We start from the raw sequence: 15,110 nt of genomic DNA on the forward strand, positions 1-15,110 counted from the left end.
TAATAATTTTATCTTATGGGTATTATTTGCATTATCAAAAAAAAAATAAAGTTTAATATAAAATAATTAACAGGACCTAATGATAATTCAATTGTTTTGCTGAAATCCAATAAATAATTAAAATGTGTGTAAATAAGCATAAAAACTTCATGAAAAGTGGTTCATGAAGACTTAAAATTATAAAATATTAAAAAACATTGAAATTGAGAAAAACCAGCTGCATTATTTTAGTCTATCCCCATAAAAATACAAAAGACTAAATATTTTTAATATATAAACACAAATGGAAGATATAAAGTCAATTGAGGAACAGATGGAAAAAACGCTTGAGGATTACAGGTCAAAAATAGAATCTATAGTAAATTCAGAATATGAAAAATTGAATACAAAAACATTAAACAATCAGGATGATGAAAATGTTTCAGGTGCCCTTACAATGATGGAATCAATTAATATTGATATTCTGCACATCTTAAGAGACCTTGACGACCTTATTTATTATTTAAATGAGATTAAAAAATTATAAAATTTATTTTATTAGTTTCCCTTATTTCCCTCTGCCTTCTTTGCATTTTCCTCCATTGAAAACCTTTCTATCTCGGCATTTGATGGCGGGTATGACATGTCAAATCCAGTTTCCCCATGTATTGCCATATCTCCTATCTTAAGATTCTCCTCCTTTTCCTTTAATGGTATAAACACACCTATAAGCTTTAGTATTCCATAGGTGAGTGCAAATACATATATTATGACGACCACAGCAGCAAATGCCTGTATGCCGAGCTGATAGAAATCACCGTATATTGCGCCCCTCAATCCCGGGTCTACGTACTGTGTGACAACAGGGTCGGCCAGAACACCTGTAAGAAGCCCGCCAACAACACCCGCAACGGCATGTGAGGAGAACACACCAAGGGTGTCATCAACCCTGAATTTTGGTTCTATTTTATATAAAAATATCCATGGTATTATTCCGGTTGCTATTCCTATTACCATGGCACCGTATATATTCACGTATCCTGCAGCAGGAGTAATTCCGACAAGCCCCGCAATGGCGCCCACGGATGCACCAATTAATGACGGCTTTTTAAAGAACTTCATATCCATCATCATCCATGTAATCATGCTCACGGCCGTTGCCACATTTGTGTTTATTATTGCAATGCCCGCATCAATTGTGCTTCCATACGGGTCACCACCATTGAAGCCATCCCAGCCGAGCCATATCAGGCCAAGTCCAAGCATGACAAGGGCAAGGTTGTTTGCCTTCATGTGCATTTCCTCCTTGATTCTGGGCCCTATGGCAATTGCAGCGGCAAGTGCGCCTATGCCCGCATCAACATGTATTACATAGCCACCGGAAAAATCCACTGCGCCAAGCTGGTTCAGCCACCCACCTGCAAAGAGCCAGTAGGCAACAGGGCTGTATACAAGAAGCGACCAAACAGGAACAAATATCATCCATGCCTTGAAGTTCATCCTCTCAAGTATCCCCCCCATCAGAAGCACCGGTGTTATTGCGGCAAAAACAAACTGGAAGAACATTACAGTTGAGTTTGGAATCGTAAGTGCCTGCTTAAGCGGGCCAACAATGGCCTGTCCCCCGATAAAGCCCCCGCTCATTGCCGGCGTTGGAATTCCAAGGATGTAATAACCATCTATCTTTAAAATGCTTGATGTGCCAAACCCGAAGTTATAGCCTGCAATAACCCATATTACCAGAACGGCAGCAAATGCATAAAGGGCCATCATCATTGCATTGACCATGTATTTTCTTTTTGTTAGCCCGGCATAGTAAAGTGCAAGCCCTGGTATGCTCTGTAGACCTACAAGGGTTGCTGCAGTAAGCATCCATCCATTATTGCCATTGCTTAACCACGACGTATTTGTTAGGAACATCGTCAAAAAACTTCCATTAAGCATATAATATAAACCTAAAATGCATAATATAATTTACCATGATTTTTCTGTCATTTTATTATAAAAAATTTATTTTAGGAACAAAAATTCAAAAAATTAAAATATTAACAGGTAAAAATGCAAGCCGTGTCATTTAATAACGCGGTGTTATGACCGTGAATTTTGAATCCAGATATTTTATATTTTTTGTTCCCATGGATGAATCAAACTCATTGATTAAATTTCTAACCTCCTGAATTTCATCCTGATTAAGCTTTCTGTACTCATAACTTGGAATTTCATGCTTGCTCATCATCTTCCTAACGTATTTTTTTGCCTCATCAGGGAGTTTGTCAAAAATGTCAATTATGTTTTTGTTTTTCATTGAAATGTAAAAATCATTGTCTATTATGGATGCCTTTCTAAGAGCCATGAGCATGCTTCTTACGTATTCTTGTGATGGCTGCAGTCCAACATACTTTTTATTAATTTTTTTCCTTATTATTATTTTCCCGCCTATCATGCCGGAACCGATATATTTACCTGTATATGCATTGTTGTTTGCAAATGATATTATAATGCCCCCGGACATGTACTCACCAAGATAGTCGGCAAATCCACCATTAATGATCATTACTGGTTTATAATCCATGTATGCCCTCATCTGCAGGCCTGATCTGTTTCCAACGTTGCCCAGCACAAATATTTTTCCGTTCTGAAAGGCCTGTCCAAAAACATCGCCGGCATTTCCATGAATTCTTATGGTTCCGCCAGTCATTGTATCACAGCAGTCATCAGCAACGTTGCCATACACATCAACATCATGGTTATAATTAAGGTTCATAAGGCAGTTCCCGGGGTTTCCATATAATTTTATATGTTTATTTCCAGCAGGGAATTTCATGCCTATGTATCTGTGGCCCAGTACATTTGAAATTATAATATCATGCTTATTTAACGCCATAATATGCGAATCAAGATCATTGTATTTTACTGATGATGCATCTATATCTGCATCATTATATGAATAAACATAATCTGTTATTTTATGTCTCGTTCCATGGCTTATTATTCCCTTTTTCATTGATGCAATAAAATATGAACCGGGCTCCATGGGCCATACCGTGGCATTTTTGTTAATATTCCTTATCTGGTTCTCCTCGCTGGCAATGTAATAATTATTTTCATCTGAACCCAAAATAACAGGCCTGAGTTTTGTCTTATCTGTAAGGCATATCATGTATAAATCATCGCCGGAATCATATCCGATAATTAATGTATATGGCCCATCAAGCACTGCACCACGGTACTTGTATTTTATAACAGGGTCATCACAGTTGTTTGACATTATCTTCACGGCTGTTATTAAATCAAAGTCCCTTAAAAGCTCCCTGAATAAAAAGGCTATAACCTCGCTGTCAGTGCCAACAAAGCTCCTCATTCCCCTTGATATTAAAAACTCCCTGTTTGCACCAAATGAGCTTATATCACCGTTATGGACTATTGCTATATTAAATGATGAGAATGGATGGGACCAGTATGGATAATTTCCGGGTGAGTTTGTTGGCTGCCTTGTATGGGCCAGCCACATATCGGCCTCCTTATCATATATATTGAACGCCCTGGCAACATCTGCCGGAAACCCAACACCCTTAAAGACATTAAGTGATTTTCCTGCACTGTAAATCCTGCCACTGCCATTAATCCAGAGTTCATCGTTAATTTCATCAAGTGCATCCTCATTATTATATAATGAAACATTAAAGCAGTAACTCTTTGTATTGCCTGCATCCTCAAATGTTACATTATCTGGGTATATGCCTTTTTCAGCAAATATCTTTTTAATCTCATCCTCGGTGCCATTAAAAAATGTTTTTATTGTATAATAATTGTTTGAATCCAGATTAAATGCAGCATAGCCAGACCCCTTATCGCTTCCCCTGTATTTTATTAGCTCAAGGGAATTTGCAACATTATTTCCGCATATCTTTTTTGAATCAATTTTCCTCAAAACACCCAAGAGACCGCAGCTTGATGGAGAATAATTCATAGTGAACCCGCCTCATCAACTTTTATTCTTGACTCTATATCGATATCAAGATTCACGCCCCTCATTAATTCTCTGTTGCCTGTGACAGAATATTGCAAATTTGATACACCCATGGCACCGGCAATTAATGCAAGTTCCCTTCTAATGACAATCAGAAAATTTAATGCTTTTTCATTTAAATTTGAATAATTGTTGTTAAGTGCATCCGTGAAAATGCCTCCGTTGAGTATGATGGTATCCGCACCAAGTGCAAGATATTTAATTATGTCACCGGTATTTCTCAAATTATTAAGGTAAACAAGAAGATCGAAATTGTATCTTGTGCCATTGTTTTTCAGATTTATGTCAAGGTCTGATAGCCTCAATTCCTGATATTTTTCAGGGAATATTATGAAGCCATCCAGACCATGACCTCCGGCAGGGCCGTATCTTATATTATTTTTTACAAGCAAATTACCATTTTTTAATATTGTCATCTTTTTGAATCCCTTTTTATACGATTTATCAACGATAACGCTACCTGTGAACATTGATGCCCAGTAAAGCGACGACCTAACATCCTCCGGCTCTGAGGAAGCATCAATTATAACCGGCATTGGAATTTTAATCCTGCCATGCGCCAGATAAAAACTGGTATCTATATTTTCCCTGTATGGATCAATGGGCGGCCTTGTAACCTGTGCCCCATCAAGCCTGAGAAAATCAATTATCCTTGATGGTCTGGCAACCTCCGGTGATGCTGTGCTTCCCATGCTTGTTATGGGGACCTCGCCCTTTGTAATAATCTCATTGAGGTATTTTTTATTTGGTTTGAAGTCATCAAGCATTATAGTTGAATTGGATTCTGCATGAATCTTAAGAACATCCGCAGCTCCTTTTGATATATTTTTTGCCGCAAGCAAATCCTTCCTGCCTGTTAATTCTTTTATGGAATTAAATCCAAGATTGTCCAGAATGCCCGCAAGCTCAAGCCTGAAACCTGTTATAAAATTGACTATATTGTTTATGCCGAAATCAACATCATAAATTCTTTTACCGTCTATTTTATTTGTAAGAGCCGTGGGGCAGAACCCAAGGTTGCACTTCCTTACCATGATGCATCCCATGGAAATTAATATGGCCGTGCCCATGCTGACCACATCTGCACCCAGAGCATACAGCTTTGCCGCATCGAGTGCACCGGTAACCCTGCCTGCGGCTATTATCCTAAATTTATCCCTTAAATTCTCCCTGACAAGCGCATCATGGGATGATGCAACGGCAAGCTCAATTGGAATGCCAAGGTTATCCCTGATTACCTCGGGGGTTGCGCCTGTGCCTGCCCCCTGTCCATCTATTATGACCCCATCGGCACCTGATCTGGCAATTCCGGTAACTATATATGGTATATAATTTGTTGCCGCAACCTTTACAAATACAGGTTTTCCTGTGGCTATTTTTAATGCCTCTATCCTCTGTGATAAATCCTCTATGGAGTATATATCATGGTGGGGCGCCGGTGAGATTGCATCTATATTCTCAGGTATTCTTCTTGCCCTTGATATTTTTTCGGTAACCTTGCCCGCTGGGAGGTGGCCTCCTATGCCGGGCTTGGCACCCTGACCGATCTTTATGACTATCCCTGAACCAGAATTTATGGTTTTATAATCCACGCCAAATCTGGCGGAAGCCCACTGGACATATATTCTCCTATTATCACGTATTTCCGGAAGAAGGCCCCCCTCACCGGTACCGGCAAAGGTTTTTGTAATCTCTGCCGCCCTTGCAATTGCTATATTTGGATTTCCACTTAGGGCACCAAAGGACATGTCACCTAAATAAAGCGGAACAGAAAGTTCCAGTCCCTTGAAATTTATCTCTGTGCCTGCAAGTGTGGAACGCAAATCTAGAGGCATATTCTTGAAATATATCTTGTCCAGTATTCTATTGCCGCTATCTGAAGGATTAAAAATTCCAGTGGGTTTTCCAGTGTATGCAAGTTCTCTTATGTGGTCAATTATTCTGTCTGTCCAAAAATCTGCTTCCTTCTGATTGGGTACATTAATAAAATTATCAACTATATTGGCCATGTGCAATATGATAGATTGTGTCTAGCTATATATATTTTTTGTCGAATTGTGCAATTATGAAGTAAATTAAAAAAATATTAATCTCAATAATAAAATAGGCTAAAGGTTATCAATATTTATCCATCCATTATTAATTAATCTCTGCCTCAGCAATGATATATTCAGGCCATTATATTCATTTAATGTTTTAATTTTCAATGCCCTTGATACTACATTTTTTGCAGTTTCCTGATGCCCACGCTGGTTATGCACATTTGCGGCGCATATTAATATCAGGAATCTTAAGGTTTCCTTTTCAATTCCATATGAATCTCTCCATATATTTTCAAGAACCTCATGGGCAAGCCAGTACATGCCATTATTCATCAGTTCCAATCCATCATAAAAATTTTTGTTATTACTAAAATTATCGACATTAATTACCTTATAACTCCTTGAAAAGAGGTCTGCCACAACCCTGTTAATATAATCATATGATGCAATTTCAACATGATTTTTCCCTATTCTAAGATCATAAATATTTTTATCAAGCAATTTGAATGATTTTAATAAATCATCACGCATATCATTTTTAAGCATTATGTTATAAACATATATTAACAACATGGCATAAGACGTTTAAAATATCTAAATATTTTTATTACCACATTTTCAGGATATAAATTGTGTTTATTCTAATAAATTTCTAATTATTAAAAAAAATCATCCAGTGTTTCATTTTTTGTTATTTTCCCAAGCCTGACGCCGACCCTTCTTATATTTCTCTGATCCTCGTTGATGATCCTGTTTAATAGACCTATTGCTATTTCAAGTGCGCGGTTTTTATCTATTCTTGCACCTGTATATGACCTTGATAGTATTGAAATATCCTCCATAATGGCAACAAGGCTTAACTCAGATGGCAGGCCTGGTGCCTTTTCATATGCTGAATCAATTGCCTTTTTTACATATGGTATGATGATATTCACATCCCTTGTATTCTCAGGCAATGTCATGTACCTACCAAAATTTTTCTTCTCCCTTGGTGTTACAGGTTTATTGTATGTATTATTTGCTATATCATAAAGATAATTATATTTGGCAGTTCCAATTATGTTGATAAGTTGATCCCTATCTGCATTGATTACATCTGTGATATATTTAATACCAGCATCATTTAGCCTCTGCCCTATTACTTTGCCAACACCAGGTATTTTGCTAATCTCGAGGCCCTTTAGAAAATCCTGAATCTCTGATGGCCCAACAGACTTTATACCATTGGGTTTTGCCATGTCACCAAGAACCTTTGCTATTGCCTTGTTAACTGAAACACCAACAGATACCCTTACACCCGTTTTATTGTATATCTCATCCTTAATCTTTTGTGCTGTGTTAACAGCATCATTAAAATCTTTACATGAATCTGTTACATCAATATACGCCTCATCAATGCTGGCAATTTCAATTTTATCAGAGTATTCGGAAATTATATCCATGATATGGTCAGACCATTCCTTGTAAATATCCTTTCTTATGGGCAGGAAAACGGCCCTGTCCTTTCCTATTTTCATTGCCTGTGGAAGTGGCATTCCCGATTTTATGCCGATCTTCCTTGCAAGGTAATTTGATGTTGCAACCGCCCCGCTTGTTTCAGTTCTTCCGGAATAAACGCAGACAACAACGGGCTTTTCCCTGATTTCTGGATTTAATATCTCCTCTACCTGTGCAAAGAAGTAATCAAAGTCAATGAAAATTATAAACTGAGGCATTATAAAATAAATATTTAATTCATATTTTAACATTTTGAATAAATTTTAATTCTTATATGGTTATTATCATCAAATGTCAAGTGTGTTTATTGCGCCAAAGAGCGAGGAGGAATCATATAAAAAACTGCTCGAAATGATAAATAACGGCATATTATATAAGGACATTGAAAAATATCTAACGCCAGAGAATAAAAAAATTTTAGGATTAAAGGAAAAATTTTATGGCTGCGGGTTAAGAAGGACATTAATAGATTATTATAACATGATAAACATTAACGACAAAATTATATTTTATAGAAAAAAGGATCTTGTATTCTATGGAAAAATAATAGCAAAGCAGTATATACCTGAGGTACCAGATATTTATGGTTGGCCCATAAGGCATAACATGAAGAGGTCCTATGTTTATTTTTTTGATAATATTAAACCAATTAACATATCTGTTTATGTTTTTAACGAATTTAATTATAATATTATGCCACTAACGCATTTTAGCAATATTAATAATGAAGTTATGGATAAAATAAATGAAAGATATGGGAGTTTTGACAGCTTTATTGATGTTAAAAATAAATACATTCATTTTTTTTAATGATTTTATTAAAATATTTTTGTATATATAACGATAGCTTGAAGGATAAACAAAATAAAATTTACAAATTTTAATATTATTCGGCTTGTTCTGACCATAAATTTATTTATAAATGAATAATAAAAAAATAATTCCATTTAAAGCAAAAATCATGGTTTACTGCCCTAGGCAACAAGTACTGTACGTGAAACGCCGGTATATATCATGCCACGATCCGATCTGGTTTGATTTTAGACTGTTTTCAGAATTCATGGATTTAAAATTTTTTATATTATTAATATTTCTGCGGGCTTAAATAGAATAAGTTATGGAAAAACAAATAATTAGATTAATAATAACATAATGCATACTAAATTATGCCAGATAATTCAATGGAATTAATAGGAAATTCCAGATTTAAAGAGGCGGTTAACACTCAATTTGCAAGACTTCTTATTGAAAACCACTGCCCGGAAAATTTGCTAAAAAAATATTTTATTCAGGATTATTTTTTTGTACTTGAGGATATAAAAGTTTTAAATAAATTGATTGATATATCAAATGATAATTATGCTGAAAAATTCAGACGGTTCAAACACATTGTTGAGAATGATGAGATAAAATTTTTTACTGATTTTTTTGTTAAAAATAACATAAATTCTAAAAATATTGAGTTATCAACATGCACAAAAGAATACATAAATTTCATGGATGAAGTAATAAATTCCAACGATTTTGTATTAATATTATCAATGCTCCTTGCAGGTGAATGGATTTACCTTGAAACATTTTCAAATAAGAATTCTCAAAATGATTATATAAATACCTGGGAAAAGCTGCATTCCGAAGATTTAAGAATATTTGTTAATTTCATGATTGATATAATAAATAATGAAAATATAAATGATAAAATTATCAATGTATTCAAAAATACTGTTGAACTTGAAATAAAATTTTTTTGCCAGTTTTTAAAAAATTAAAATTCTTATGATTGCAAAATTTGATTTTTATAAAAATTATTATCAATCCTTGTTATATATCTCCTATCTTCATTGTTTTCATGCTTCCTCCTGTAATAGTATGTTATCCTGTTAATTCCAGAATAATAGCATGCTTTTTTTACTTCAATTCCATTATTATTCATCTCATTCACCGAACTCATCTTTTCCTCCTCATATAATTTTTTTTAATATTTCATTTGCTATGGTCATTTCACCTATTATTGAGTTAAGATTCTCATTCTCCTTCATTAAAGACTTATCAGGATCCTTTCCTTCCAATCCCTTTTTGCCTCCTTCTAAAAACTGTTCCCTCCATTTATAAAATAGTGATACTGCTATTCCATGGTTCTTGGATATTTCTGCTATTGTAATATTTGGATTCTGGAATAATTCCATTATAATATTGAATTTCTCCTCACCAGTCCATATTCTTCCAGGCATTTTACATTACCCACCTTTGTATATTTATATAAATCCGTCTTTATATAGAGCTCTTTAGATGTGTTTAACTTTAAACTCCTATGAAAAACCTTTACTTAACAATCTTTTATGCCTCCATTGTATTTTAAATTTGCTGAATCCCCCTTTATATCATTATTGCCTTTTAATAATGTATATTCCATAGCCCTTCTTTTCCTTATTGCAAGGCTTTCCAATTTATCATAATAAGAATAATCAATATTTTTTAGATCTGTTTTATTCCTTTCATAGTCAATGTAACCTGTATTATTTTTAAGCATGGTAAATATTGTCTCTGCTAATATCCTTGCTATTGCTATTATGGACCTCTTCTTTCCTAATCTTCTTACAATGCTTAGGTATTTAGTTCTGAACTTCTTTGTATATTTTATAATTATGTGTGATATTTCTGTTAGGAAGAACCTTAATATTGATGGCCCATGCTTTGTTATATGCCCTTTTACTACCTTCTCTCCTGAAGAGTACTCTTTAGGTATTAAACCTGTATATGATGCAAATCTTTCCTTGTTCTTAAATCTTGAGATATCCCCTATTTCAGAGTATATTCCACATGCAGAGTAATAATTGATTCCGGGAATTGTCATCAATAATTTTATATTATTATTGTTTACAGCTATATTTGATAATTCTGTTTCTATTTCCTTTTCCCTGGATTTTATGCCTGATATGTCACTTAGCAGTGATCTCAATACAATTCTATCGGAGGAATTCAATTTATTATAATTATTGCTGATTTCCCTTAATCCCTTTTTGCCGAATGGGTCTGCTGCCTTAATTATTATTCCATATGATGCTAATATTGCATGTATTTGATTCTTCTTTACTGTTATCTCCTCTCCAAGGGAATGCCTGTACCTCACTAAAGTCCTGATATTTTCTATTTCTTCTGATGGTATGTATATTTCCTTTAATGCATTGATCCTGTAAAGGTATGCAAGTTTGTATGAATCTTCCCTGTCAGTTTTCTTAAAACCATCTATTGCTGATATTTTATCAGGATTTATTAAATGTATTTTATAATTTAATTTCATTAACGCCTTTGATAAATATTTCCCTGATGTTGATGATTCTATTACAATATCATGTTCCTTATAATCATTTAAAAAACTATCCAGTACAGAAATATTATTTTCCGTGTTCCTCTGTATAACGAGCTCTCCATTATCATTTAATACCGTAGCATATACGGAATGTTTATGTACATCCAAACCTATTACTATATCAATCACCTCCGTGATTCTGTGAGATTTAGAATCGAAGACTCGACAAACTCCTATTCACCTTATTAAATAAGGTAAGAAATCGAGTCGAAGGGCGGCTATTCTATCCAGCGGCCTCGAAGGCCAAGTTTAAAGAAAACCGCCTCCGATTCTCACAGCTATATCGTCATATAGCTGAGGCTAAATAAGGTTTTTCATGATTTCTATCCATAACCAAAATCAAAGGTAAAGGAAAAGGATATAGAAATAATGGATGATGCAAATAAAATGTTTAGGTGCAATAATAAGGAAGAGGCCATAGGTAAATTCAATGAGTTTAAGAATAAATGGGAGAATAAGTATCCTAATATAATATATAATACTGAAATAAAGTTAGGTGAATTATTAAGATTCTATGATTATCCATCAAGAATAAGGAATTTATTAAAATCAACAAATATTATAGAAATAATGAATGAGGAAATAAGAAGAAGGATAAAAACAGTATCATCATTCCCTGGTGGGGACTTTGCAATGAAAATATTCTATTTAAAATCAATAGAATTCAATTCTAAGCATGCATTCAGGAAGATGAACGGATACTATAAATGCCATGATGAAATTAAGGAGATGTTCAATAGGAGGTATTATTTATAAATACACAAATATGGTACACAACCTCTAAGGTAGCCAGATTAACATCCATATTTAATTTAATCAGTCTTCTCCGACCCCATAAATAGTTCTCTCTGCTACTCCGGCTTTGGGATGTTTGATGCCCCTGTAGGCGAACAATAAAATTATCATTTACACATAGTAACTATAATGTTTATAAAACCATTTTTTTCCATATAATAAATTCATATATTATTGGAAATAGTTATATCCGGTTTTAACATCAGCAGTAACATATGGAAATAGAAAAAATTCAGGATCCTTCTGAAATCTCCGCATTTATGGATGTCATTAAATCGGCATGGAACACTGACAGTGCATTAAACGGCTTTAAGGATACAATACATTCAATGGCATATCATGGAGGTTTTGTACTGGCCGCATATGATAATTCAGAGATTGTTGGCATCAGTTTTTCATATCCCGGTTACAGGCATGGAAAAACATATTTATATTCACATATGACCGGTGTTATATCGGACAAAAAGTATTCTGGTGTTGGCTATATGCTCAAGAAAAAGCAGATGGAGCTTGCGAGGGAATATGGATATGACCTCATTGCATGGACCTTTGACCCCATGATGAGCCTCAACGCCTATTTTAATATTAACAAACTTGGTGCATTTTCAAGGACCTACATTGATAATTTTTACGGTGAAATGCATGACGGTATCAACGCAGGGCTCCCAACGGACAGGCTTGTTGCCGAATGGTACATTAATGATGATTATGATAGGTCCTATGATAATGTGCAGTACATAAATTTTATTGATGCATCACAGTTTATTGTCTCATTTAATTTAAATAATTTAGGATCAACCATTGGCCTGAAAATATTTCCAGATTTTATATCATTAAAAAATTATGACATAAAAAAGGCACTTGAAATCAAGCTTCAATACAGGGATATCCTTAAAAGGCTCTTTAATTCAGGTTATGTTATTATTAATTTTGAAAAATTAACATCATCATACATATTAAAGAAAAATTATAAATTAAAACAGGAAAATATATTTTTATAAGGGAAGATCCCAGTCATCATCCTTATAAACCTCTCCAAGGGCTGCCTCAACCTGCACCCTCTTCTCAACAGCAGCCACAAGTTTTCTCACATGCACAACTGTGTCTGGATTAACAGAAATATCATCTATGCCAGCCCTGACAAGGAAATCGACGATCTCATCGTATTGTGATGGTGCCTGGCCGCATATTGATACGATCTTTCCATCCCTGTGTGCAATTTTAATAAGGTATTTAATTGCCCTTTTTATTGCAAGGTCTCTCTCATCGAACATTGAGCTCATCTTGCCGTTGTTCCTGTCAGAACCGAGCATTAGCATTGTTAAATCATTTGAACCTATGGAGTATCCATCCACATATTCATTGAATTTATCTGCCAGTATTATATTGCTTGGAATCTCTGCCATAAGGAAGAGCTTGAAATCCTTGGTTCTCTCAAGGCCGTTTTCCTCCATTATCTTTACAACCTTTTTTAATTCCTCAACGGTTCTTGTAAATGGTATCATGACCCAGAGGTTTTTAAGCAGGTTCTCATCCCTTGCCTTTTTTACGGCCTTTAATTCTAATTTAAATGCCTCCATGTATTTTTCATCGTAGTACCTGGATGCGCCCCTCCATCCCAGAAGGGGATTGTCCTCTACCGGCTCAAATTCTGATCCACCCTTTAAATTCTTGTACTCATCAGATTTGAAATCGCTGAATCTAAGCACAACAGGCCTTGGTGCAAACGCCCTGCATACTTTCACAAGGGCATCTGAAAGTTTGTTAACAAAGTAATCGCCACGGCCGTTCTTAATTAATGATAATGGGTGCTCTCCTATTTCGGTCCATATAAATTCCTCCCTCATGAGGCCTATACCGTCAACAGGAAGCTTTGCTATTCTTGGTGCAAGTGATGGCTCTCCCATGTTAACCATGATCTTTGTGCCTGTTATTATCTCAGGCTCCTGGTATTTTACCTCCTCCTCTTCCTTTTCCTCCTCCTGTGCAAATTTACCAGAGTATATGACGCCATTGGAGGCGTCAACAGTGACAACGTCACCATCATGCAAAATATCAGTGGCCTTCTTTCCAAATGATGATGTACCGACTATGCATGGAACCCCAAGCTCCCTTGAAACTATTGCTGCATGGCATGTTAATCCACCCTCATCTGTAATAATTGCCTTGGCCTTTTCCATGACAGGAACCCAGTCAGGTGCTGTCATTGTAGTGACAAGAATTTCTCCCTTGTTAAATTTGGAAATCTCATCCGGTGATGAAAGAACCTTGACCGTTCCGGTAACATTACCGGGAGATGCTGGCAAACCCTTCAATATAACATCATTCTCAACATTTTCCTCATTAACCTCCATTTTATTATCACCTGTTTTTTTATTGCTCCATACGGTCTCAGGCCTGGCCTGGACAATATAAATTTTATGATCAATTGAATCCTTGGCCCACTCAATATCCATTGCGTGGCTGTAATGTGCCTCTATTTCCTTTCCATAGGAGGCAAGCTCAAGGATTTCCCTATCATTAAGGGACGGCTCCATGGCCTTATCAGAGCTGACAACAAGCTCCTCGGTTCCACCCGTTTCAAGGCACTTGAGCATCTTATTTTTATTCGATATCATTCTTTTTTCTATCTTCATTGTTGCCTTGTCAACATAAAATGTATCAGGTGTCACCGTGCCGCCAACAACATACTCGCCAAGACCATAGCTTGATTCTATAACAATCTTTGATGTATCGCCATTGGATACATCAAGTGTGAACATAACACCTGATTCCTCAGAGAAGACCTGCCTCTGGACTGTTGCCGAGAGTGCTATCTGGAAGTGTGAGAAATTCTTCTTCTGCCTGTAGTATATTGCACGCGGCGTAAATAAACTGGCATAGCATTCCTTTATCTTCTCAAGGACCTCGTCATCACCCTTTACATTAAGGTATGTTTCCTGCTCCCCGGCAAAGCTTGCGTCCGGAAGGTCCTCTGATGTTGCAGATGATCTTACCGCAACGAACACATTTCCCTCTGATTGTATCAGCTTTGAATAGCATTTCCTGACCTGGTTTTCAAATTCCTTCTGGAATTTTGCCTTTAAAAAAAGGTCCTTAATGGCCTTGCTGGCACCGTTCAGTGATTTAGTATCATCGACATTGGTTGACTCTATAATACCCTGTATCTTATCCTTTAAATTATTATAATTTATAAAATCATTATATGCTTTTGACGTTGTTGAAAAACCATTTGGCACAGGTATCTTTCCGGTACTTGCCATCTCACCAAGGTTTGCGGATTTTCCACCCACAATACCAACATCATTTTTATCTATCTCATTAAACCACAGAACCAAGGCACTTTTTTTATCTGTCATCATCGATTTATTTTGTCATTATATATAAAGTATGTTGC

General features: G+C 35.5%; 13 protein-coding genes and 1 pseudogene. 5 read left to right on the forward strand and 9 right to left on the reverse strand.

The features are described from left to right. Window positions 1-283: 283 nt before the first annotated feature. Window positions 284-526 (forward strand): hypothetical protein, encoded by a 243-nt coding sequence (locus QXW15_RS02150; RefSeq protein WP_048101392.1) that lies wholly within the window; start codon window positions 284-286, stop codon window positions 524-526. A gap of 11 nt (window positions 527-537) precedes the next feature. Here the strand turns inward: QXW15_RS02150 and QXW15_RS02155 are convergent, their stop codons facing one another. The 5 genes from QXW15_RS02155 to QXW15_RS02175 all read right to left on the reverse strand — a co-directional run bounded on the left by QXW15_RS02155 (window position 538) and on the right by QXW15_RS02175 (window position 7,766). After that, window positions 538-1,923 carry an ammonium transporter gene (locus QXW15_RS02155; RefSeq protein WP_082180442.1) on the reverse strand — a complete coding sequence of 462 codons (1,386 nt, stop codon included), beginning with the start codon at window positions 1,921-1,923 and terminating at the stop codon, window positions 538-540. A gap of 130 nt (window positions 1,924-2,053) precedes the next feature. Next, entirely contained in the window at window positions 2,054-3,949 is a 1,896-nt protein-coding gene (locus tag QXW15_RS02160) for a hypothetical protein (RefSeq protein WP_048101390.1), read from the reverse strand. After that, entirely contained in the window at window positions 3,946-6,018 is a 2,073-nt protein-coding gene (locus QXW15_RS02165; RefSeq protein ID WP_054964157.1) for an FMN-binding glutamate synthase family protein, read from the reverse strand. The genes QXW15_RS02160 and QXW15_RS02165 overlap by 4 nt, the downstream gene beginning before the upstream one ends. 99 nt (window positions 6,019-6,117) lie before the next feature. Beyond that, window positions 6,118-6,624: a DUF309 domain-containing protein gene (locus QXW15_RS02170; protein WP_084795448.1), complete on the reverse strand. Its 507-nt coding sequence runs from the start codon at window positions 6,622-6,624 to the stop codon at window positions 6,118-6,120. Between the two features lie 86 nt (window positions 6,625-6,710). Beyond that, window positions 6,711-7,766 carry a hypothetical protein gene (locus QXW15_RS02175; protein WP_055032285.1) on the reverse strand — a complete coding sequence of 352 codons (1,056 nt, stop codon included), beginning with the start codon at window positions 7,764-7,766 and terminating at the stop codon, window positions 6,711-6,713. A gap of 73 nt (window positions 7,767-7,839) precedes the next feature. On the opposite strand from QXW15_RS02175, the gene QXW15_RS02180 reads away from it, so the two are divergent. Together QXW15_RS02180 and QXW15_RS02185 are read left to right on the forward strand one after the other, a co-directional pair. Further along, a complete protein-coding gene (locus tag QXW15_RS02180) occupies window positions 7,840-8,358 on the forward strand; it encodes a hypothetical protein (protein WP_048101387.1) in 519 nt (172 codons plus the stop codon). Window positions 8,359-8,714: 356 nt separating this feature from the next. Next, complete coding sequence (locus tag QXW15_RS02185) at window positions 8,715-9,317, forward strand: TenA family protein (protein ID WP_055032284.1); 603 nt, start codon at window positions 8,715-8,717, stop codon at window positions 9,315-9,317. A gap of 5 nt (window positions 9,318-9,322) precedes the next feature. Here the strand turns inward: QXW15_RS02185 and QXW15_RS02190 are convergent, their stop codons facing one another. From QXW15_RS02190 to QXW15_RS02200, 3 genes are all read right to left on the reverse strand, one after another. Continuing rightward, the gene (locus QXW15_RS02190; RefSeq protein WP_156150295.1) at window positions 9,323-9,499 is read right to left on the reverse strand and encodes a hypothetical protein; all 177 of its coding nucleotides are present in this window, start codon (window positions 9,497-9,499) and stop codon (window positions 9,323-9,325) included. A gap of 10 nt (window positions 9,500-9,509) precedes the next feature. Next, window positions 9,510-9,779 carry a transposase gene (locus tag QXW15_RS02195; protein ID WP_342789892.1) on the reverse strand — a complete coding sequence of 90 codons (270 nt, stop codon included), beginning with the start codon at window positions 9,777-9,779 and terminating at the stop codon, window positions 9,510-9,512. A 95-nt stretch (window positions 9,780-9,874) separates the two neighbouring features. After that, window positions 9,875-11,047, reverse strand: coding sequence for an IS110 family transposase (locus tag QXW15_RS02200; RefSeq protein WP_054964108.1), 1,173 nt, complete (start codon window positions 11,045-11,047; stop codon window positions 9,875-9,877). Between the two features lie 207 nt (window positions 11,048-11,254). On the opposite strand from QXW15_RS02200, the pseudogene QXW15_RS02205 reads away from it, so the two are divergent. Beyond that, window positions 11,255-11,674 (forward strand): annotated as a pseudogene (locus QXW15_RS02205) (transposase); the annotation flags it as partial. Window positions 11,675-11,928: 254 nt separating this feature from the next. Continuing rightward, entirely contained in the window at window positions 11,929-12,714 is a 786-nt protein-coding gene (locus QXW15_RS02210) for a hypothetical protein (protein ID WP_054964110.1), read from the forward strand. On the opposite strand, the gene ppsA is transcribed toward QXW15_RS02210, so the two are convergent. Then, window positions 12,709-15,072 carry a phosphoenolpyruvate synthase gene (gene ppsA / locus QXW15_RS02215; protein ID WP_054964111.1) on the reverse strand — a complete coding sequence of 788 codons (2,364 nt, stop codon included), beginning with the start codon at window positions 15,070-15,072 and terminating at the stop codon, window positions 12,709-12,711. The two genes, QXW15_RS02210 and ppsA, sit on opposite strands and share 6 nt — an antisense overlap. Window positions 15,073-15,110: the final 38 nt, after the last annotated feature.

It is taken from the genome of Acidiplasma sp., from assembly GCF_038728925.1.
In the GTDB taxonomy this organism is placed as follows: domain Archaea; phylum Thermoplasmatota; class Thermoplasmata; order Thermoplasmatales; family Thermoplasmataceae; genus Acidiplasma; species Acidiplasma aeolicum.